This is a genomic window from Saccharothrix sp. AJ9571 (assembly GCF_021725495.1).
In the GTDB taxonomy this organism is placed as follows: Bacteria; Actinomycetota; Actinomycetes; order Mycobacteriales; family Pseudonocardiaceae; genus Amycolatopsis; species Amycolatopsis magusensis.
Genome location: NZ_CP091382.1, coordinates 420,822 through 442,610 on the forward strand (window position 1 = coordinate 420,822; position 21,789 = coordinate 442,610).

Here is a 21,789-nt window from a genome sequence, read left to right on the forward strand (position 1 = left end):
ACCACCCACCCCGCAGGGGCCGCGCCTGACAACCCCGGCGACCAAGCCGCCCGCCCCGCGCCCAAGCCCACCAGCACGCCCGTCACCACAGCCCTGGCGACCACGCCCCACCTTGCCCTTCAGCACTCGAACATTGTGTGCCACCCGAGCACACATCGATCAACCACCGAACAAGCGAACATCCGCTTCTGCCGCTGAGCGGGCGGCGGTCTGGCGGACGTGGTGACCCGCCCGGTGCTTCTCGGTCAGAGGCACGCCGACGCTGACCTGACAGCGGTAGTTCGCGCTCGACAGAATTTTCCTTGGCCGGGCTGGACGTGGCGGCGGTCTACTGCGGCTGTATGGCTGTGTAGAGCTGTGTGGCCAAGTCTGTCGCACGTGCCCGGCATTGCTCGCCTCGTGGCGGATCCTTCTCGCCGGAGACGTAGAACACGCTGATCACCGCGTTGTCGTCGAGCACCGCCAATCGGCAGCCGGCCCTGCCGCCATCGGGGTCTGACCAGCGGGCCTCCGCTCCGATGCCGAGGTCGCTGAGCTGCTCGTCCTGTGGGGTCGCGCGCCGGTTGAAGTCTTCTTTGGCCCGCTTGTTCCCTGGCTGGGGGCCGTAGGCGTTCTCCGAGTACTCCCAGGCCGCGACACTGAGGTCAGCGTAGGACTCGTCATCGCCGATGCCCCGGAAGGTGCAGCTTCGCCCGGGCGCAATGCCGTTGTCGGTCGAGTCGTTCACCCGTTCGGGCGGCGGTAGCCCGGGTACTTCGGCGTGGATTGTAGCGCAGTTGGGTAATTGGGCGGAGTTGTACTTCAGTGGTGGCGCAGGCGTGGTCGAGGTGGTGGTCGCGAGGGGTGCGGGCCTGGATTGCGGCGGACCGCTGGGCCGGCCGCAGCCGCCGACGAGCGCCGCGATCACCAGGCCAAAGACCGCCCAGCGCCAGGTGCGGGAGAGATGTGTACGCATGACTCCTTCTCGACTATCGCGGGTCAGCCCTCGACCGCCTGCGGCCAGGCCCGGTCGGGCAACGCGGTGTCGGTCATCAGGCTCATGAGCTCGCGCACCTTGCTGAGCGCGGCGACGAACCGCCCCACGATTCCCACCAGATTGTTCATCATGTCAGTGGCGAGTTGGCCGATCGCGCCCGCGAGCTTGTCCACGGCGAACGGGATCTCAATGACCGTAGCCGTCTCGATCGCGACCGTGACGAGCTGGCCCAGGAAGCTGGTGACCACCTCAGCCAGCTTGGTCATGTACTCGACGTTGTACTGGGCGATCTCCATGAGCCATTTGCTGACACTGTCCGACTTGGCCGAGTAGGCCTTGATCGCCTCGTTCTGTGCCGTGACCTTGTCCTGGTACTTCGCCGCGGCCTTGCCCTCCCACTGGTAGGCCAGGTCGGTCTTCTGGTGGGCCAGCCCGTTCACCGGCGCCTGGATCTTCGCCACCCAGTTGAAGGACTGGACGATCAACGACACCACCGGCGCGTGGTGAGTGACCGCGGTCTGGACCAACTGGCCCACTTTGGCCAGATGTTCCCGGATCTCGTCCATCGCCGGTTTGATGAGGAACATCGCCGGACCGAGCATGAACTGCCAGTTCATGATGTGCTGGACAGCGGCGTTGTATTTATCGCCGCACTCGACCACCTTGTCCTCAAGGCCGTTGAACTTGTCGTTGAGCAGGGAAATCATCTCGTCGGACGTGGACATGTCGATCACCCAACCCTAGGCCTCGTAGAACTTGCCGATGTCGATCTCAGTGATGCTCTCGGTGCGGTCGTACTCGTCAGCGATCCGCCGCAGTACGTCACTGATCTGGTTGAACTCCGTGGCCGCACCCTGAAGGGTCTGCTCCATGCAGGCGCGGAACTCCTCGTACTGGTGGGCTTGAATCTGGGCGTTGGCCAGCGCCGGGAACACAGCGACGTCGATCACCGAAAACGCTGTCCAGGTCAGGTAGGTCTCCTTGACCGCTTGCACGACCGGCTCAGTCTGGTCCGCCTTCTGCTGCCAGAGCATGGCCTCGGCCCGCAGCGCGTCGGTGACCACCTTGAAACCATCAGTCATCGTCAGTCCTCGTCATCGAACACGTCGAACTCCGCGAAATAGTCGTCATCCGCCTCGTGGGACACGCTGCGGGTTGCCCGCTCCGGCGCCGGCCGGACCTCGCCCGCCACGCCGAGGCCTGCTCGCGAGAACAGCTGCAGCGCGTCCTCGCCCAGTGCCTCCGCGGAGGGGTTGTCCAGGGCGCGGGGGTCACCGTGTAGCGCCAGTGGGCCGCCGCCGCGCATGCGCAGCGTGAGATAGCCCAGCGGGCTGCGGACCTCGTGGATCTGCGCAAGCGGGGTGTGCTGCCTGCGTCGGATCGCCTCGTACTGCGCGTTGATGGCCTCGGAACGTGCCCGGGTCCGGGACAGGAATTCCTCCACTGACAGCGCCGCCGGGTCCAGCGGGTCCGGGGCCGCGGTGCGCGGCGGGGGCTTCGGGCGATGGATGAGCTCCACCGCGAGCGCCCGCTGCAGCGCCGTCACATACGTGTTGAACACAGCAGCCGGCAAAGCCGCCGGGCCCACCTGACCAACCCAACCCGGCCGGATCCGCACATTCGTGACTTTCGCGGCCTTGTTGACCGTGACGATGACAAACCCACTCGGGTCACGCGCCTCGTAGGTGTCCGCAGGCTCCAGCGGCACGCCACCCGGACGGGTGAGCTCAGCGAAACGAGCTCTCATCCGCGGGTCATCACGAACAGTCACCGTGGCCAGCTCAACGCGCTCAAACGCCATGCCACCACCCCCTTGAACCCCCGACAACTCACCAGGCGACCGTACCCAAACACGCTTAGTGATGGGTGTGGATCACGGGTTCTCACCCTCAACTCGACGACCGAGAACAGGCCGTCATCCGACTAGCGTGTCTGTCCCACCGCGCCGCCTGAAGATCACCCGGGGATGAGGTCCGCGCCGCCGGGCCGAGCAACTGAAGTTGATGACCCTGTTGCCGCGTCGACGACCGACGCGCGACACCGCGAGGCCCTGTTGCCGTGGTGCCCTGAGGAGGGCATCGTGCAAGCACAGCAACGCCAGTGCTCCGCCACTGGTCGCCAGTGGAGAATTCCGGAGAGCCACACATGCGATCAGACACGGCGACCGTGCGGTGGCCCTGGGGTGGTCGTGGGTCGGTCGGCGATGTAGCAGGGCACTAGGCCGCGACGTTCACTGGCTTCGATGCCGGGCGAAGTGGTCGGTGGCGGCGATGATCGCAGCCTGAGTCGGCGCCTGCTGCGAGCTAGTCCGCCTGTTTTCGACCTGGTCAAGGATGATTGCACATTCGGTTCACACCTCTCCGGTCTCATACCCCCGCATGGCCACCACCCTCATCGCCCTCGGGTACCTGCACTGCACAGTGCCCCGCCGCCCGCACATCGAAGACGTGCGCGACCGGCTACGTACCCCGCCGCCGCGGCGCTAGCGCTCGCGCTGACTATTTCCACTCTGTGGAGGTGACGGACGAAACGGCACCTGACCGCGGTAGGACCTGGTTCGGACGCAGCCGGGATGCCGTGGTGGCCCGGTGGCGTGCGGCACCGGTGGCGACCGCGGTAACGGTGTCGCGCTCGTGGGCAGGCTCGTGCTGGTGGGCGCGGTGTCCCGGCCGTGGTGGGGGCCGGTGGCCCGATGGCTGAACCGGTGGTGGCCGATCCCGGTGGCCGTGGTGGGGTTCGCCCTGGTTCCGGCGTTGGTGCCTTATCTGTCCCGTGCGGCGCGCGCCGGCACCTCCACCGGGATGGCTGACGTGGTGAAGCCGGAGCCGATGCGGATGCTGTCGCCGCGGGCAATCACGCTGGGCGCAGTGGTCATCCTCGGGGTACGCGTGGTGGCCGCGGTGACGCTGCTCCACGCCTTTCCCTGCGCCACCCCCAGTTGGACGTGCTACGGACCGCGGCGACCTTCGTCTCCGGAACCGGGGGCGCCGCGGCGCTGTTGCTGGCCGCACGCCGGCAACACTCCACCGCCCTGCCCCTGGCCCACCAGCAGCAGGGCGGGTTGTGCAGGTGCGTCGGCTCGCCAGCAACTCATCGGCCAGAATCCCGCTGGGAGTCGCCGCGTCAGCGGCGGAGTCCGGCTGGGCCGTCGCCGACCTCCTGCTCCGGCCCCATGCCCGGATATCGGCGGCCGGCGCACCGTCGTTGACGTCAACAATGTGCTCAGCGTCGCTCACCGCGCCCCGCTGGCCATAGGCTACTGCGGCGTCGTACATGGCTCATTGTTGTGGGCCGTGATCAGCCACTGCTCCCCAGGTACCGGGCTTCCGGTTTCGTCGACACGCTGCCGAGTAACGGTGAAGGTTCCCAATGGACGGCCGCCCCCCTTGATCTGATACGCACAAGAACTGATCGTGACAACATCACCGGGCAACTCGCCTGGGAGATTGAAAGGCATTGATTCCGCATATTCGGTACGGTTCGAGACCAGCATACTCAGCTCCCGCACAGCCTCTTGACAGTCGCGAAATCCGAGATTTTTAGCGAACTGATTTCGCGTGGCTTCGTCCATGTTATTACAGGCAAGGTCAGGGCGATTCTGCGCGACCTGCTGATATACGAGCTGAACAGCACGGTACGGGTTGGGCTGCAACAACTCCCTTTCGCTGTAAGTGCCGCGGCCAACCTCGGCCGCCGGGAGTTCATTATCAACTTCGGGAGCGCCGAAGAGTTCGGTGTACCAGACTGGTCGGTTGATGCTGACTATTACATAACTGGCGGTACTAACGATTGCCAGCCCGACGATCGCCGCGATGGCCAGCAGCCAGGGCGCACGGATTCCGGCGATGGTCTTGTGGTTAAATGACCCCTTAATTCGTCCGGTATTGGTGCCCACAGCGGAGTTATGCAATCCGTAGGAGCTGGCAGTAACGTTCGTGGTCTCGCTGATTCGGCTGGGGTTGAATTCAGCACGTGCAGCACTAACTGCGTCGGCCAACTCTGCGGCGAACTGGGGATCTTCAGCGACTTCGTCCCTCAGGTATGTGACGACTGTACGTTGGACCTCCTCGTCCCGAGGCTCACGGCAGAACCGGCCCACGGCCTCGCTGGGGACACGACGACGCCCCAATCGATCTTTGATCAAGTCGAAAAGGCGCTGGGACGCATGCTCTTCGGCCTTCTCGACAACCCCGTCCAAAACTGCGCTGGCGTAGCCGGTTAGTAACGAAACCGCATCCCCCGCCAGGTCGCTGATGTCCATCGCTCTCCCCTTCACGATGTAATCGGTCGATTACACATGGCAGGATACTCGCTGAGCAGTCTCGCCGGGTCGCAGGCGAAAGACCAAGTGTCTCCTTCGGCACTCTTCGCCACCGGCCCTCTGCGGCGAAGCATGTTCTGACGCCTGCTCGGCAGTTGATTTCGGATTCTGCGGGAACTTCGACTGATGCATCGCAGTTCGCCGGTCAAATCGAGGGCATCGACCAGCACGGCCAGGTTGTGCGTGGTCAGAATCTGGCTCTGCTCGAGCAGCATGCCGTTCGCCGCGACGGAACCACCCGGGGTACCCGCCCGCGTGCGGCACACAGCTGTGAAGTCCGCGGCGGCCCGCTTGCCCCAGCGCAGGACCGTCTTCGGGGGCTCGGACCAGTCCGCGGGCAGGTCGTAGTAGTTCGCGTAGAGCGTGCCGGCCAGCAGACGGCTCGCCACCGCGGCGGCGTCGCGCCATTTAGTGGTGAACGTGCCCATGAAGATGTCCGCGGCCACTTCCTCCACCAGCGGCAGCTCCAATCCGGCCTGCTTCGCCAGCGTTCTCAGCTCGGACACCAGCGGATTCGGCAGCACGGCGTGCGGGAACGCGGTGAGCGCGAGCATCGTGGTCTGGCGCAGGACGCGGAGTGCGGCCGCGGCGGTGCCCGGCTCGGGTGAGTGGCACGGGGCGAGCGCGTCCACCCACGGCAGCTCGCTGAACCGCACCTGGTGCTCGAGGTTGAGCAACAGCAGGCTGCGGCGGCGCCGGAACGCCGTGTAGGTCTGCTCGTGCAGCCAGGCCACGACCGGGTCCTCGATCCGTGAGGTCAGTTGCGGCAGCACGAGCGCCAGCGTCTCCCCCGAGGCGATCACGCCGAGGCCCACCAACTCGTCCGCCGGTGCTTCCAGCGCCCGTGCTGCCTTGCGCACCAGGTGGCCCGGCATCGGTGTACCGCAGGGGATGGTGGCGGTCGTCTCGGTGTCGGAGACCGCGGCCGTCGCGACCTCGAGCGAGGGCAGACCGCTCTCGGCCGGGTAGCGGTCCAGCCTGCCGGCGAGCACAGCGGCGAGTGCTGCGTTCGTCGGCGCCGTGACGGTAGCGGCCTGGGCGCATCGGGGTTAGGACCGCAGCCCGCATCCTGCTCGAGATCGGCGACGCCTCCAACTTCGCCAGCTCCGCCCACCTGGCCGCCTACGCCGGCATCGCCCCGGTCACCCGCGCCTCGGGCACCAGCATCAAAGGCGAACACCCCGCCCGCACCGGCAACCGCAAACTCAAACGCGCGTTCTTCCTCGCCGCCTTCGCCGCACTGCACGACCCCGCCAGCCGCACCTACTACGACCGCAAAAGAGCCGAAGGCAAGAAACACAACGCCGCCCTCATCTGCCTCGCCCGACGCCGCTGCGACGTCCTCTACGCCATGCTCCGCACCGGCACCCACTACCGACACCCCGAACCAACCCACACCCCAGCAGCCGCTTGACAAACCCATAGGGACACCCCCGCATCGGCGCCGAACACGGTCGGGAACCGTCACCAAGCACGTCCACTCACCGACTCCGACTACGCTCGTCAAGTCCCTCGGGGGCGACAACTACCCCGTACCGAACCGGTTAAGACCTGATCATCAAGGATCTGTCCGAGCCACTGGGGGCGCCCGTCGACGTTAGCAACCAATGCAGCCCGATGCCCTTCCCAATAGTCGCGCTCCGTGGCGACTACGCCGGCGCCGAAACACCATGCCGACCTATCAGGGGTGTCCTGATGGCTGGGAGCGCTTTCGACGACACCGCCGCTGGACAACATGGCCGCGCTGCTCTAATTTATGTTCCACTACTGTCTTCCGCGAGGCGATCCTGCAGCCGTGCGTGCCTGAACTGGTAGACTGGACCGACGGTGCGTAGAACACCGCGGGCACTGGCGTCCTCCAGGAACCGGATCATTCGCAGTGGACCCGACCCGGAGGTTTTCAGCTGGAGAAAGGTCAGGCGTGCTGCCCAGGTTTTTGAAGACACCAGGCCGAACATGAGGCCATAGGGGATTGCACCAGACATGCCGTCGAAGATCTGCATGACGAGGCGGGGGTCAGCTCTAGAATCGAGCCAGTTGGCCCACATCACGACCATGCCGAACGTGAGACCGAGCGCTAGGCCGAAAGCCAGGCGGTACCTTTGTTCGCGGTCCCAACAGGTTTTTGGAGAATTCGGGCTCAGCGGTTCCACCGATGGACGTGCTGCAGAGTAGAAGAACCAAGTAACGACGCCGCAGCAGACCCCTGACAATAGCCCTGCGCGGACTCCGTAGGGATAGCCGAACCAGAAGGTGAACATCGCAGAGAAAACTGAGCCGATGGTCAGCATGAACAGGCCCGCGGTGCGAATGTTCGCAGGCGAGTGAACCTCTGACCAGCGTATTCTCGACCACTGCCTGGGTTGCCCCATCCCCGACCCGTATACGAGTCCCAGCAGGACGCCGACCGCCACGGCATAACTGATCACGACAATGGAAACTCGACCCCCGACGACCAGACTTAGCCCGAACCCCAACGTCAGCAAAATGATCATGCTGGTGGCGACCGCTCGCTGCCAGCGCGGTTGCCACTGCGACATCGTCCACCATGCGAGATTTCGAGTACGGTGTGCCTGCATGTGCGCCGCGATCGTACCGAGCCATCGACTCGCTTCCTCTGGTGTGTAGCGAGGTTTGTCCCGGCCTGGATGTGCGGTATACGCAGTTGTGACGATGCGGTTGAGCAGTTGGTCCTCAACAGCCCTTCGGTTCCTGAAACCGCCAAGGGGAAAGAGGTCTGCTGTGCCCTCGCCTGGCTCGTAGGTGTCTCGTACCAGGCTGAGCATCAACGGATTGTCCAGGGCCTGCGTAAGTGCAGGGTCTCTTTGGTCGCGGATGTGCTCCACGAGTTTGCGCCAATCGGGCGGTGCTGGGTCGATGCGGCAGCGCTGCAGGTAATCCGCCGCCTGCTGAGGCGTCACCGGTTGCAGCTCCAACATGGCTGCTCCTGCGAAATGGACACCTACCCTGACTGCTGCTGCCAGTTTGGTGCTGCGGCTGAGCAGTACTAGTCGTCCGCACGCCTGGTCGTTCAGAGCGCGCAACGCTACCGGTCGCAGTTGCTTCGGCAGATCGTCGAGGCCGTCCAGCAGCAAGGCGACTCGGCCGTTGTCCACGAGCTCCTTGGCGGTGTCACGGCCGAACTCCGCAGCCAGAAGGAACGGGTACTCCAGTTCCATGCGTGCGGATGCCCACGAGCTCAGCGTCTGCCGAGTGGCATCCCATCCAGAAAGACTGAGCATCACTGGAACAGGCGTGCGGCGGCGGTCGGTTGGTTCGACGAGGCTCGCCCGGTGCTCCAACGCGTCCAGCAATAACATGATCGCAGCGCTCGACTTGCCCGAGCCCGCGGCTCCGAGCAGCACGATCCGGCCGGATTCGAGCCCGCCAAAGACCCTGAACAGATCTGACAGGCCACCGTCGTCCGCCTCCAGCGGCCCGATCGGCCCGAGGCCAGGCAGCGCAGAAGTCCTCGTAGGTGTGGAAGGATCTCCGAACACGTCGGTTCGTGGACCTCCGACGATGCGGAAGGACCAGGACCAGCGCACCGGAATCGGCGTCGGATACCGCAGACGACGCTCAACTGCGGCCCGCTCCCACTGGGCTCTCACAGCGATCGCCAAGTTGTCGGCCGCATCGTCCAAATCGATTGTTCCTGTCGCAGAACGCTTCCGGAGCAGCCACATCGCCATTGCTGCGGACGGAACCAGGACTGCTGAGGCGGCCTGAATGACTGTGGCGGTCAAGCTCCGATCCTTTGCCGTGAAAAGGAGCCATAGGACACTCGTCGTCGCCAACGCGAGAAACAGAAACCCGGCTCCTCGCAGCGGGTCGCTGTATCTGGGCTTGGACATGAGGCAGCTCGATCCGATCGTCAGGCTCGGATGCTTCGTGGTCAGCACGAAGCGGTGATCCGACCGCGGGCTGTCATGCCGACCTGGTGCGACATGCTCCCACATCTGTGCCCGCAGGGGCGATCTGTCACCTGAGCGGCCGAGCGCGCGCACGTATTTGCAATGTCACGGAGCAGCTAATTGCGGTAGGTGCAGTAGTACCGCCCTCATCCAGCTCGCCGCCGACTTTCCTGCCGCCGTGTCAGCCGACCTGCTCGGACTCCACATCAACACCGCAGTGCGCTGGAGCGTCATCACCGCTCGGGATCGCTCACACTTCCTCCACGCCCGGCACTCGACCACACACGCAGCCGCGCTGCCGACTTCAGCGGGGCGCCCGGCAGTAATGGACTCCCGTGGCGATGAGCGTGGTGATGTAGCACCGGCTGTACTTGATGCGACTATGGGAGTAATGGTCTGCAGGCGTCGTTGCCCGCAGGGTGAGGGGGAGTATCATGGCGGTGGGGCGGAGTCGTGCCTGGCGGGTGGCCGGTAGCGCTGTCATTGTCGGTGCCATTGCGTGGGCGTTGCTGCAGTTCGGCGTACCAACCGTCCTGTCCGATCCAGAGCATCCGGCGAGGCCCCCACTCGAGGCATCGAGCTGGATCGCCGGGATCGCCAGCCTGGTGGTGGCCTTGGTCGCACTGGTGGTGGCGCTGCGACAAGACCGGCGCCGCCTGACCGAGGACGAGCCCGCCCCGTCCTCGATCTCGCAAACCGCCAGCGGCCACGGAGTAAACTTTGTCGGCAACGTAACCGGCGGCCCAGGACCCGGCTCGACCACGGGAGTGCAGATCAATCAGAGTGGTGGACCGCCGGACCCTCCAATGCCGACGCGGCCCTGACCCCTGCCACGTCGGCGCAACCGTCCCTCACCACACCTCACACCTCGTTCGCCGGAACCGTGACCGGATCCGGACCCACCGTGGGGGTACTTCATGGCGACCTAAACGTCGGCGCGCCGAGGGTACCCGCCATGGAATTCATCACCGCGCCTCCCGGCCTCGCCCGAATCCCCGCCGAAACCGGCCTCTTCGTCGGCCGCACCAGCGAGCTGGACCTCGTGGAAGCCGCAGTGACCAGTTCAGGCCGGGCAGTCGTCGTCGCTGTCCACGGGCTAGGCGGAGTCGGCAAGACCACCCTGACCGCCCGCTTCGCGCACCTGCACGCCACCCGCTACACCCCGGTCTGGTGGATCCCGGCCGACTCCCCGACCGCACTCGACACCGGACTAGCCGACCTCGCCACCGGCCTGACTCCGCAGAGCGCGGCCCTGCCGCTGGAGCAGCGCACCGAACTCGGCCTGCGGTGGCTGGCCACTCATGACCAGTGGCTACTGATCCTGGATAATCTCCCCACACCCGGCCATGCGGCGCCGCTGCTTGATCGCGTCCGCACCGGCACCATCGTCATCACCTCTCGCCACAGTGGGGGCTGGCGAGGCATAGAGACGATCCGGCTCGACGTTCTCCCCCCAGACAAAGCGGTCGAACTGCTGACCCGCCTCGTCCGAGCCGACTGGGCAGACGCGAATCTGGACGGGGCCGAGCAGTTGTGTGGCGAGCTGGGGTGGCTTCCTCTGGCCATCGAGCAAGCTGGTGCCTACATCGCCCAAACCCGCATCGCCCCGCACGCCTACCTCGGCCTGCTGCAGCAGTACCCGGCGCAAATGTTCACCGCCACCGCCGAAGGCGGCGACGCCCAGCGCACCATGGCCCGCGTCTGGCACCTCACCCTCGACAAACTCACCGACACCCCACTCGCCGGGCAGCTCCTGCGCCAACTAGCCTGGTACGCCCCCGACAACATCCCTCGCCACCTCCTCCCCACCGGCTCAGCCGAGCCCCACCTGCTGCACGCCCTGGGCAGACTCGCCGCCTACAGCATGATCACACTCAATGCCGAGACCATCAGCGTTCACCGCGTGGTCCAAGCCGTCAGCCGCACCCCCGACCCCGACGACCCCCACCGCCAGCCCGCCGACATCGACCACGCCCGTGAGACCGCCACCGCGGCGCTTACCGAGGCCCTCAGTGAAGTCGATCCTGGTCGCCCTGCCCACTGGCCAAAGTTCACAGTGGTCATGCCCCACGCCCAGGCACTCCTCGACCAGACCGCCGACGCCACTGACGATGAAACGCGTTGCGATCTCGCCGGATACCTCGGCTGTTATCTCCAGGAACAGGGCGACAACTCAGCGGCGATCACACTGCTCACGCGCGCCACCCGAGGTCGCCAACGTCTCAATGGCCCCGACCACCCTGGCACTCTGGCCTGGCGCGTCCATCTAGCCAGCGCCTACACATCAGCCGGTGACCTCACCCGCTCGATCCCGCTCTTCAAAGCAATACTTACTGACTGCGAACGGGTTCTCGGCCCCGACCACCCCCGCACGTTAGCTTCCCGCAGCAACCTCGCCAGCGCCTACACATCGGCTGGCGACCCCGCCCGAGCCATCCCCCTCTTTGAGGCAAACCTCGCCGACTGCGAACGGCTTCTCGGCCCCGACCACCCCCACACCCTGGTCTCCCGCAACAATCTCGCCGGCGCCTACGAGTCGATCGGCGACCTCACCCGAGCCATTACTCTCCACGAAGCAGCCCTGGCCAACGTCGAGCGAGTTTTCGGCGCCGAACACCCCATCACGCTAGCTTCCCGCAACAACCTCGCCTACGTCTATAGATCGGCTGGCAACCTCACCCGAGCCATCCCCCTCTCCAAAAGAGCCCTCGCCGACTGCGAACGTATCCTGGGCCCCGAGCACCCAGACACCCTGAAATCCCGCAACAACCTCGCGCACGCCTACGATTCTGCCGGTGACCTCACCCAAGCCACCCCCCTCTTTGAGGCAAACCTCGCCGACTGTGAACGGCTTCTCGGCCCCGACCACCCCAGCACCCTGGTCGCCCGCAACAACCTCGCGCACGCCTACAATTCTGCCGGTGACCCCGCCCGGGCCATTCCTCTCCACAAAGCAGCCCTGGCCAACGCCGAGCGAGTTTTCGGCGCCGAGCATCCTCATACCCTGAGCTTCCGCGACCACCTCGCCGGTGCCTACAGGTCGGCTGGCGACCTCACCCGAGCCATCCCCCTCTACGAAACAGCCCTCGCCGACCGCGAACGGGTTCTCGGCGCCGAGCATCCTCACACCCTGGTCTCCCGCAACAACGTCGCCGGTGCCTACGAGTCGGCTGGCGACCTCACCCGAGCCATCCCCCTCTACGAAAAAAACCTCGCCGACTGCGAACGGCTTCTCGGCCCCGACCACCCCAGTACCCTCGCCTCCCGCAACAACCTCGCCGGTGCCTACGAGTCGGCCGGCGACCTCACCCGAGCCATCCCCCTCTACGAAAAAAACCTCGCCGACCGCGAACGGGTTCTCGGCCAGCATCCCAGCACCCTCGCCTCCCGCGACAACCTCGCCGGCGCCTACGAATTGGTCGGCAACCTCACCCGAGCCATCCCCCTCCGCGAAGCAAACCTCGCCGACCGCGAACGGGTTCTCGGTGCCGAACACCCCATCACCCTAGTTTTCCGCGACAACCTCGCCAGCGCCTACGAGTCGGCCGGCGACCTCACCCGAGCCATCCCCCTCTACGAAAAAAATCTCGCCAACGCCGAGCGGGTTCTTGGCCCTGAACACCCCTCGACTGCGACAATCCGCTCTAACCTCGAAGCCGCCGTCGCCAAGCAAGCTAGGTAGGTGTCCGGCGCGAGGCAGACTGCCTTCCCGACGCCTTCGTGGAGGGTGCTCTGCGCGATCAGGCAGGCCCACTACCGTCTTGCCGCCGCCGGTGTTCTGCTTGATCACTACGTCGCGATCGTTCCTGTGGGTGAATCAGCCCTCCAGCACCTCGCCTTGCTCCTGGCGCATGTAGGAGAAACGGCTTGTTCGGCAACGCCGCGAAGATGTCGCGCGGCTGCAGGAGCGGCTGGGGGCTGGTCGAGCCGATCCGGCTCCAGTCCAACGGCACGGGAGCATCCTTTCGCCGGTGCGAGCTGTCGAGGTCGCCGGGTGGGGTTGAGGCGTGATCGTGGTCGCCTGGCGCCGTAGCGGTTCCAGGTGGTGCCGACCTGTGCGGCGATTCTAGTGGTGGGGTAGTCGCCGGAGGAGTCGGCGACCACGGGTGCGGGCGCGGAAGGCGTGAGCGGCTTCTGCGTGGCTCGGCTGCGCAGCCGGCTCAGGACTTCCCACGTAGCGGACCGGCGCACAGGACGCAGCAGTACTGGCGCTGGCGCAGCAGATGCGACCAGCCGTTGTTCGGCCCGGCCGCCCCGAGCCGGTGCCCGGCCGGGCACCTCGGTGCCGGACGCAGGTGACGCAGTCGCCCGAACTCGCCGCGCAAGCCCGACACACCCGCCCCGAGTCGAACGTGTGAGCGAGTAAGCGCTAGTCTGTACTGCAGGCGGGTCGGGACGGGGAAGGTCCCGACCCGCCTCCCTACTGCCGCGCGTCCCTGCCGGGCAGGAAGCCGCGGTGTGGCCGATGACGAGGCCGTGCCCGCCGCCAATGCCGACCTGCGCCACAACGACCGACGAGAACACTAGGCTGGGTGCGACACGCCCGGACCATGCGGAAATTTTGTGACATCAAACGTGACGCGAAACCGGGTTGCCTTGCGGGCCCATAGCGCCTTCTGATGCACTCCCTGTTGATAAAGGCGCAGGTAGGAGCCTTGAGTGGCTCCGTAAGTAACACTTCTAATCTCTAGGTCGCAGGTTCGAGTCCTGCCGGGGGCACCAGAAGGATGGGAACGGGTGTGGTGGTGTTGGACATACCACCCTCCTCGTTCTCGTCGTCGTGTTTGCGCTGGTCATGCTGCCTTTTTGCGTCGAAGGGCAGCACCATGGCCTCTCTGGCCGCCTGACGGGCAGCGGGGACCACCGGACCGATCAAGGTGACCTTGCACCTGAGCTGGTTAGTGCGTTTGTCGTAGTGCAGCTCGAGCCGGAGCGCTTCGAAGAGTCGTCGGGCGACGTCCTCGGGCAGCTCTTCGATCTGGACATCGCTGACGGGGAGCGCGTCGAGCAAGTCCGGGTTCGGCGCCTGCCGGCGCTCGTCCTCGGCCTTGGCGAGGCCAGCTTCCAAAGCGGCCTTGCGCTCACGCAGCTCGGCACGTTGCGCGTTGATGTCGCGCATCAGGTCTTCGGTCGGTTCGTCGATCAGCGCGAAGCTGCGAACGACGTTCTTGATCATGCGGTCGGTGTCATCAATCTCACGTCGCAGGGCAGTGAGGCGCTGTTCACGTTCCCGTTGAGCGGCGACACCGAGGTCTCGGATCGAGCCGTCGAGCAGAGCACGGCGGTAGGTGCCGAAGACGTGGGTCGCGAGGAACTCATTCAGCCTGCCAACGATGACCTCCTCGCGCACCCAGAAGCTCGCGGGGTGGCCGTCCGGGACCTGCCCCTGCTTGGGCGCACACGCGTAGTAGGTGAAGCCGCGGCGGGTCTTGCCATGCATACGTCGTACGCAGGCGCCGCAGAACAGGTAGGTGCGCAGCAGGTACGACCGCTTGGTCTGGGGGTGCTTGGCGTTGATGTTGCTGGTGCTGCGAGAACCGAAGCGGTGGCCGCTGACGTCCTGGGCTTTTAACCACTCCTCTAGCGACACCAGGGGCTCGTGCACCGGAGACTTCGACCAGATCCATTCGGTGATCGGATTGACCTTGTTGTTGCCGGTCTTCCGGGCCTTGCGGTTCCACACCATGTGCCCGGTGTACTTCGGGTTGATGAGGACGTCACGCACAGTGGAAGAGGTCCAGCGACCCACGGCGCGTGTCGCGGGGATCGGGACGGGAGGTGGGTAGCTGGCGAGGTCGCGGTTGAGGCGATCAGCGATGGCTTGGTACCCGAGCCGGTTGTTGACGCGCCACTGGTACATCGTCCGGACGGCAGGTGCCCGGGTAGAGTCGACTTCGAGGAAGGTCTTCTTGACGCCCTTGGCCCGTTTGGCGGGGACAGGGTGCGGAACGTGGCGGGCTCGGTACCCGTAGCAGGGTTTGCCGACGTTGTACCCGGCTTCGGTGTGGATGGCGAAGCCGTCCCACGACTTCTCCAGCATGTCGACGACGTAGAACTCGGAAATGCTCTGCTTGACCCGGCGAGTGAGCAGTTGCGTCGCGACCTTGGGCTTGCGTCCGTCGACACTGCCGAGTTGGAAGTGCTCGTCTGCGGCGAGCAAGCGCACTCCGGCGCGTTCGAGACGGTGCTCGATGGTGGTGCCGTAGTACATGTGCCGGGCGGTGCGCTCGATCGATTCACAGATGACGTAGTCGAAGCGCCGGTCCAGACGTTCGGCTTCGGCGAGCAAGTCCTGCAGACCGCCGTCGCGCTGGATGGGGATGTCGAACTGTTCATGGGCACGGCCGCTCCCGCGAAGGTTCAGGTCCATGCGCCCGGATTCCACGTCGTAGAAGTAGGCCACGATCAGGGCGTCCTCGGGCAGAGCGCGCTGAGACGACCCCAACTGTCGGGGCAAGGACAAGGTCGGGTCCTGCATGTCCTTGGTCGACACCCGGCCGAGCCACGCGAAACGCAACAAGACTGGTTGCGTCGAGCCAGCAGGAGCGTTCGTACCTGCCGCTTCCCCGCCATAGGGGCTTCGGGGGCGCCCTACGCCGCGTTGCCCTGCCCAGACGAGAACCTGTTCCGGACCTGCCATTCGGTCACCTCCCACAGCACTCGTGCCTGCTCGGCAAGCAACCGTTGAGCTTCGACACCCTCGATCATTGTGATCTCGGCCAGCAGAGTCGGCGGGTCGTCAGGAACGAGCCGACCGGTGACCTCGTCACGGAGGTCAGTTCGTCTGCCATGTCCCACTCCCTCCCGCTTCCGCTGAGTCCCCGACCTCTTCACCGCGGACATGGATCGCTCCTCCGTTCCTCGATAACACCGCCGGAAGCGGGCCCTGGAGAGTAGTCGGCGAACTGGGCGGCCCGGAGGCCCCCGATCGGGTGGGCCCGGTCAGGGCAGCGTGGTCAGGCGCCGGAGCGCGATTCGGTGGTATTCGGCGTTGGTGTCGATGCCGGTGAATCGGCGGCCGAGTTCGCGCGCCGCGATGCCGGTGGTGCCGCTTCCGCTGAACGGGTCGAGCACGTGACCGCCCGGCGGACATCCCGCTGCGATGCACCGACGCGGGATCTCGACCGGCGATGGTGCTGGGTGGCCGGAACGCGACCGATCGGGCGAGATGGTCCACACATCGCCGGGTTGTCCGCGCGCGCCCCAGGATCGGCGAACCGAGCCGGTATCGAAGTAGTAGTCGAGCTGGCTGACCAGCAGGAAGATCAACTCGGAGCGGGTGGCCAGCCGGTCTTGGACTTGGGTGGGTGTGGTGTGCGGTTTGTGCCACACGATCGCCGATCGCAGGAGCCAGCCGTCCTGCTGCAGGGCGAACGCGACGCGCCAGGGCATGCCGAGCAGGTTCTTGTGCGGCACGTCAGCGCGCGGCCGGTAGTGCGGCTGGCGATCCTGACCCCGAGCGGCGCACCAGTAGCCGTCGGAGTTGGTGGAGTAGCTGTCACCGAGGTTGAGCCACACCGTCGCCCGCGGAGCCAGCACACGTCGCGCCGCGGCGAACACTGCGCGCAGCGCTGCCACGTACCCATCAGCCGTCTCTTCGAGCCCGATCTGCGAGTGCCCGCCGGCACGCACGCTCGGCGCGTAGTCGCGGAGTCGCCAGTACGGCGGGCTGGTCACCAAGCAGTCGACAGAGCCGTCAGGCAGTTCTGCCATGCTGGCCGTAGCGTCCGCGGTGTACAGGGCGACACCCTCGCTTCGGTGGTACATCGAAGCTTTCATGCCGCCTGGTCTCCGGTGGTGAGACCGAGGCGGCGCAGCCCGATGTCGTGAAATTCCGGATTCAGATCGATGCCGATGTAGGAGCGGCCGAGCTGGCGCGCGGCGAGGCCGGTTGTGGCGGCGCCGCTGAACGGGTCGAGCACGGTTCCGCCGTCGGGGCATCCTGCGGCGATGCACCGTAGTGGGAGGTCGATCGGGAAGGCGGCGAAGTGCGCTTCCCGTAGCGGGCGGGTGGTGATCGACCAGACGTCGCCGGGGTTCTTGCCGCGCGGGTGCGCCGCAGCGTGGCGGGCTCCGGTCGGCACCATCGCCACGCCGTGCTCTTTGCTGACGAAGGGGTCGCGGTGGTGGTACTTGCCGTACACACTTTGCCCGCGGCGGCGGGCGGTGGCGTCGACTCCTGCGCGGCGTCCTTTGTTGGCTCCGCCGATCACGCTGCCTTCCTCGAGTGCCTCGGGGCGGGCGAGTGGCTCGCGGATCGGGTCGAGGTCGAAGTGGTAACGCTGCTGCTTGGCCAGCAAGAACACCATCTCGTACCGGTTCGACAGGCGGTCACGCACGGACTCGGGCATGGCGTTGGGCTTGTGCCAGACGATGGCGTTGCGCAGGATCCACCCATCTTTCTGCAGTGCGAACGCGACGCGCCAGGGCATGCCGACAAGGTTTTTCCTCGGCAGTGCCCGGGTGCGGTGCACTCCGGCGCGGCGGACGGATTCGCGCAGTGTGGCCGCCGCGGCGCGCCCGGACAGGGTGCTCGCGCGCATGCCATCGGCGACGTGTCCGGGCGGTTCGGCGGAGTAGGAGTCGCCGAGGTTCAGCCACACCGTTCCGGTGTCGACCAGGACCCGGGACAACTCGCGGAACACTCCGCGCAGCCGGTCGACGTAGTCCTGCGGAGAGGGTTCCAGGCCGTGCTGCTCGTCCTCGCGGCGGGCCCCGCAGTGGCGGCACTTCGCCGAGTTCGGACGCTGTTGACTCGAGTGTTCGGCACGAGCGGCGTTGTCACCGCGGTCGAGCACGGCCAGGTGTGGGCAGGCAGAATTCCCCCCGGTCCAGCGCGCTGTGCCGTAGTCGCGCAGGCCCCAGTACGGCGGGCTGGTGACCACACAGTGCACCGAGCGGTTGGGCAGGTCGGACAGCACGGTGGTGGCATCGCCGGCGTAGAGCGTGATGCCGTCGTCCTGGAAATAGGGCTGGGACATCGCTACCTCCTTCGATTTCGGTTGAGTCGTGAGCTGGGATAGAGCGCCGCACGTCAGCCAACCGAGCGAGTGCCACTACGGCGGCTGCGACCGGGCTCGCGACGGCGCGTCGAGGTGGCTCGCCGGGCCGGGGCGTGTCGCGGGTCGACCGGCGCGTGGCAGGACACGTGGTGCAGGTGGGCTACGTCGTCGAGGAGCAGACTGAGCGCGTAGGCGGCTTGTGCGGGCATGACGCCGTTGCCCAGCGCCCGCAGTTGTGCGGTACGTGGAAGCCCGAGGTGCTCGGCGGTGACCCAGCCCGGTGGCAGGCCCATCAGCCACTCGACGAAGACGGGTGCGAGGACCGGGCGGCCGTGCCGCCCCGGCTGTGTCGGGTGGGGGGCGGGGCGTCGCAGGAGCAATTCCCAGCGGTGCACAGCGGCGGCGTACTCGCCCCACCGGGCCGGGCCCGGTTCACCGCGGGATGTTCGGGCCGCGGTCACGCTCGCTCACGTCCTTGTCGAGGGCGGGGTGTGGTGACCGCGATGACGACCGGTGGCAACATCAAGTCGCCCTTCGAACCGCGTTGCGCGGGGCAGCCCTTCGTACCAAGGGTCGCGCGTGGAGTCGGCAGGAACGTAAACTGTCCAGCAGGGACGGTCCTCCCCGTCGTGTGGCAGCGGAGATACCGTTGGAAGAACCGTCGTGCGCGGTCGGTGTCGGCAGCAGCGCCCCACGCGCCCGGGGAAAGACAGCTACGAAGCCCCCCCCCCCCCCCCCCCCGAACTTTGTTGCCGCGCAACAGGTTTCGCCCGGCATGTCGGTCGGCGCCGGGCGGGTGAGCTCGGGTTGGGACGGTCCGCCGCCGTGCGCGGTGCAGCCGCAGTTCTTCGCGGCCGAGGCCGTCGAAGTCGACTTTGATTCGGTCAGCATCGCGCAGCCAGCCGACATCGCCCCTGGGTTCAGCACGGGCTGAGCCGGCTCATGCGGCGTCACGACGGAGTTCACCGCGTCGTTGAGATTGACTTGATGACCGCCGGCGCGTCGTCGCGTCGGATCCACCGGTCCGCGGGGTTCGCCGTCGCGGGCTTGCGGGGTGGGCATCATTCGCGTTCCGTCGCGGCTGGGGGACGGCACACAGGAACACGCGTTCACGTCGGTGGGCGGCGCCGATGTCGGCGGCGCGTACGCAACGCCAGACCGCGTCATACCCCGCTTCGGCCAACCCTCCGAGTACACGGTCGAGACCGCCGTTGCGCCAGCGCAAGGCACCGACGTTCTCCACGACGACAAACCTGGGTCGAAGTACGCGAATGGCGTCCAGGATGTTCGTCCACACTCCACTGCGTGCGCCTTTCTCGATACCCGCGCGCCGACCGGCTGCGGAGATGTCCTGACACGGGAAGCCCGCGGTGAGCACCTCGATCGGCTCCACCGCGGCGAAGTCGACGGCACGCAGATCGCCCAGGTTAGGCACGCCGGGCAGGCGGGCGGCGAGGACTCTGGCGGCGTGGGAGTCGATTTCGCTGTACCAGGCGATCCGCCCACCCAGTACCGCGGCGACGCCGATGTCCAATCCGGCGACTCCCGTGCACAGCGACCCGATGACCGGGCCTTCGGTCGCCACGAATCGCAACGTCTCGGGCCTACTAACACTCTGGGGGCTGGCCGGTTTGGGCGAGTTCATCACTGCCGCCGCGTTCAAACGGGTGAATGTCTGCGGCTGCCGGTGTGTGCCAGTTCCGGTTCGGCGCTGGCAGCGATCATGGCTGTCGCGTTCGGCCATGAAACCTCCTCGGAGTCGGAGTCATGAAGAATTCGAGCGGTTCTCCGCGAGGCGACGATTGGGTGCGGATGGATGAGCGGCGTTATTCGAGCCGATCTGGTGTGCGTTCCTGCACGCAGCGACCTTCACGCCGCACGAAGCTCGCTGGGAGGTGCCGTGTCCAGTGCGCGGACAACACGGTCGTGCCAGGCGAGAGCAAACTGCAGGCAGTTGGATTCGCTGCGGTGGCTGGATGCGCAGCCTGGCACGTGCCGACCGCGCAGACTCCACGCTGCTGAATCACTGGATGCGAGTGCGTCGGCATAGCGGGCGAGACCGGTGATCTTGACACCGAACCCGTGCAAGGACAGTCCTCGGGCGGCGAGTGCACGGATGATGCCTTCGACCTCGTTGGTGTGCTGGCTGCGGTTGTCGCGGCAGTGGCCGTGTCCCGTTGTGAGCGTGTCGCGTTGCGACCAGCCAGTGAAGCCCATTGGAGCCGTGTGCGTCCACGTTAGACGATCGGACTTGCGGTCGGTGGGTGGGTGATGTCGTGTCGCGGTACTCCTTTGGAACAGATCTTCGTTCAGCCGCATGGTCCGGTGATCCTCGACTTCCTGGCGGTGGGGAGGGTGCGGACGTTGTTCGGCGAGTCGGCGCGTTGTCGAAGCCGGAGGATCTCTTCGTGCTGCGCGGCGAGTTGTGACAACGCGCGCTCCTTGAACTCGATGAGCTCGGTGATCCGTGCATCGCGTTCCCGGACGCGTTCACGGAGCTTGGCGTTCTCGTCTTGCAGCCTGGTGATCTGCAGTTCGCGCGGGTCTGAGACGGTGCCCGCCTCGCGGAGATCGGCCAGCCGACGCTGAAACTCCTCGGCCAGGTGCTGATAGGGCCCTGGCCGCTGGTTGCCCTGCGGGTCGGTGCGTGCGTAGAAGCCCGTTCTGGCGACGCCGGCTTCTCGTGCGAGAGTCTTGAGGTCGCAACCGCCGCGGGCTGGAAGCTGCCCCAGCAGTAGGCGGTCCATCGCAGCACGGATGCTGGCCTCGTTGCGGCGGCGCTGTTCGGTGGTCAACGGCATGATGTGCTCTCCTGCATTGCGGTCTGCGGAAACATGGCGGAGTTCTGGGCCAGTTGGCGGCCGATGATCGGTCTCTCTGCGTCGGCCGTCCACGAGGTCGTGATCATGGAATATCGTGCCGGTCATGACCACGGATGACTGGTTGGCCGACACCCGAACCTCCTATGACACGGTCGCGGTCAGCTATGCCGACCAAGTGCGCGGCGCCCTCGCCGGACACCAGTACCTGCGCGCGGCTCTGGCGTTGTTCGCCGACAGCGTGCGGATCGCTGGCGGCGGGCCGGTCGCGGACATCGGCTGCGGCCCCGGTGAAGTCACCGCCCACCTGCATGAGCTCGGTGTCGACGCCTTCGGTGTCGACCTCTCCCCTGGGATGATCGACGTGGCCCGGCGCGACCACCCCGGCCTGCGGTTCGAGGTGGGCTCGATGACGGACCTGGACCTCCCCGTCGCTTCGGTGGCCGGCCTGCTCGCCTGGCAGTCGTTGATCCACATCCCTGACGACGAGGTACCGACAGTCTTCGCGCACTTTCGCCGAGTAGTGCGTCCCGGCGGACCGCTGCAGCTCCTGTTTCACGTCGGCGACGAGTCGCGGTTGAAGACGGAGGGCTATGGCGGTCACCCGATGAAGGTCCATGTCCACCGCCGTCAGCCTGACCAGGTGGCATCCTGGCTGCGCGATGCCGGATTCGTGGTCGAGGCTCAGATGCTGCTCGACCCGGATGCGGAAGCTCAGCAAGCGATTCTTTTTGCACGCAGTAAGTCCTAACTTCTG

General features: G+C 66.2%; 17 protein-coding genes and 1 pseudogene. 4 read left to right on the forward strand and 14 right to left on the reverse strand.

Features of this window, described 5'->3' with window-relative positions; translation table 11 throughout:
* Positions 1-328: 328 nt before the first annotated feature.
* The 6 genes from L3Q67_RS02010 to L3Q67_RS02035 form a co-directional block, all read right to left on the reverse strand.
* Positions 329-955, reverse strand: coding sequence for a hypothetical protein (locus L3Q67_RS02010; RefSeq protein ID WP_499187888.1), 627 nt, complete (start codon positions 953-955; stop codon positions 329-331).
* A gap of 23 nt (positions 956-978) precedes the next feature.
* The gene (locus L3Q67_RS02015; RefSeq protein WP_499187889.1) at positions 979-1,701 is read right to left on the reverse strand and encodes a hypothetical protein; all 723 of its coding nucleotides are present in this window, start codon (positions 1,699-1,701) and stop codon (positions 979-981) included.
* A gap of 15 nt (positions 1,702-1,716) precedes the next feature.
* Entirely contained in the window at positions 1,717-2,058 is a 342-nt protein-coding gene (locus L3Q67_RS02020) for a WXG100 family type VII secretion target (protein WP_499187890.1), read from the reverse strand.
* A gap of 2 nt (positions 2,059-2,060) precedes the next feature.
* Positions 2,061-2,777 (reverse strand): hypothetical protein, encoded by a 717-nt coding sequence (locus L3Q67_RS02025; RefSeq protein WP_499187891.1) that lies wholly within the window; start codon positions 2,775-2,777, stop codon positions 2,061-2,063.
* A 1,455-nt stretch (positions 2,778-4,232) separates the two neighbouring features.
* Positions 4,233-5,237, reverse strand: coding sequence for a hypothetical protein (locus L3Q67_RS02030; RefSeq protein ID WP_499187892.1), 1,005 nt, complete (start codon positions 5,235-5,237; stop codon positions 4,233-4,235).
* Positions 5,238-5,248: 11 nt separating this feature from the next.
* Entirely contained in the window at positions 5,249-6,289 is a 1,041-nt protein-coding gene (locus L3Q67_RS02035) for a hypothetical protein (protein WP_499187893.1), read from the reverse strand.
* A 50-nt stretch (positions 6,290-6,339) separates the two neighbouring features.
* Here L3Q67_RS02035 and L3Q67_RS02040 point away from each other — a divergent pair.
* Positions 6,340-6,711, forward strand: a pseudogene (locus tag L3Q67_RS02040) (transposase); the annotation flags it as partial.
* Between the two features lie 340 nt (positions 6,712-7,051).
* On the opposite strand, the gene L3Q67_RS02045 reads toward L3Q67_RS02040, so the two are convergent.
* Entirely contained in the window at positions 7,052-9,043 is a 1,992-nt protein-coding gene (locus tag L3Q67_RS02045; protein WP_499187894.1) for an NACHT domain-containing protein, read from the reverse strand.
* Between the two features lie 1,123 nt (positions 9,044-10,166).
* On the opposite strand from L3Q67_RS02045, the gene fxsT reads away from it, so the two are divergent.
* A complete protein-coding gene (gene fxsT / locus L3Q67_RS02050; RefSeq protein WP_499187895.1) occupies positions 10,167-12,893 on the forward strand; it encodes a tetratricopeptide repeat protein in 2,727 nt (908 codons plus the stop codon).
* Positions 12,894-13,898: 1,005 nt separating this feature from the next.
* Here the strand turns inward: fxsT and L3Q67_RS02055 are convergent.
* From L3Q67_RS02055 to L3Q67_RS02070, 4 genes are all read right to left on the reverse strand, one after another.
* Entirely contained in the window at positions 13,899-15,851 is a 1,953-nt protein-coding gene (locus L3Q67_RS02055; RefSeq protein WP_499187896.1) for a recombinase family protein, read from the reverse strand.
* 302 nt (positions 15,852-16,153) lie between these two features.
* Complete coding sequence (locus L3Q67_RS02060; RefSeq protein WP_499187897.1) at positions 16,154-16,924, reverse strand: DNA-methyltransferase; 771 nt, start codon at positions 16,922-16,924, stop codon at positions 16,154-16,156.
* Between the two features lie 62 nt (positions 16,925-16,986).
* Entirely contained in the window at positions 16,987-18,192 is a 1,206-nt protein-coding gene (locus L3Q67_RS02065) for a DNA-methyltransferase (protein WP_499187898.1), read from the reverse strand.
* A 53-nt stretch (positions 18,193-18,245) separates the two neighbouring features.
* Positions 18,246-18,674, reverse strand: coding sequence for a hypothetical protein (locus tag L3Q67_RS02070; RefSeq protein ID WP_499185357.1), 429 nt, complete (start codon positions 18,672-18,674; stop codon positions 18,246-18,248).
* 314 nt (positions 18,675-18,988) lie between these two features.
* Between L3Q67_RS02070 and L3Q67_RS02075 the strand changes: the two genes are divergently transcribed.
* A complete protein-coding gene (locus L3Q67_RS02075) occupies positions 18,989-19,147 on the forward strand; it encodes a hypothetical protein (protein ID WP_499187899.1) in 159 nt (52 codons plus the stop codon).
* Between the two features lie 6 nt (positions 19,148-19,153).
* Here the strand turns inward: L3Q67_RS02075 and L3Q67_RS02080 are convergent, their stop codons facing one another.
* The 3 genes from L3Q67_RS02080 to L3Q67_RS02090 form a co-directional block, all read right to left on the reverse strand.
* The gene (locus L3Q67_RS02080; protein ID WP_499187900.1) at positions 19,154-19,957 is read right to left on the reverse strand and encodes a DNA cytosine methyltransferase; all 804 of its coding nucleotides are present in this window, start codon (positions 19,955-19,957) and stop codon (positions 19,154-19,156) included.
* A gap of 125 nt (positions 19,958-20,082) precedes the next feature.
* Positions 20,083-20,532, reverse strand: a complete 450-nt coding sequence (locus L3Q67_RS02085) for a deazapurine DNA modification protein DpdA family protein (RefSeq protein WP_499187901.1) — start codon at positions 20,530-20,532, stop codon at positions 20,083-20,085.
* A complete protein-coding gene (locus L3Q67_RS02090; protein ID WP_499187902.1) occupies positions 20,523-21,167 on the reverse strand; it encodes a hypothetical protein in 645 nt (214 codons plus the stop codon). The genes L3Q67_RS02085 and L3Q67_RS02090 overlap by 10 nt, the downstream gene beginning before the upstream one ends.
* Here L3Q67_RS02090 and L3Q67_RS02095 point away from each other — a divergent pair.
* Positions 21,139-21,783 carry a class I SAM-dependent DNA methyltransferase gene (locus L3Q67_RS02095; RefSeq protein ID WP_499187903.1) on the forward strand — a complete coding sequence of 215 codons (645 nt, stop codon included), beginning with the start codon at positions 21,139-21,141 and terminating at the stop codon, positions 21,781-21,783. The two genes, L3Q67_RS02090 and L3Q67_RS02095, sit on opposite strands and share 29 nt — an antisense overlap.
* Positions 21,784-21,789 lie beyond the last annotated feature (6 nt).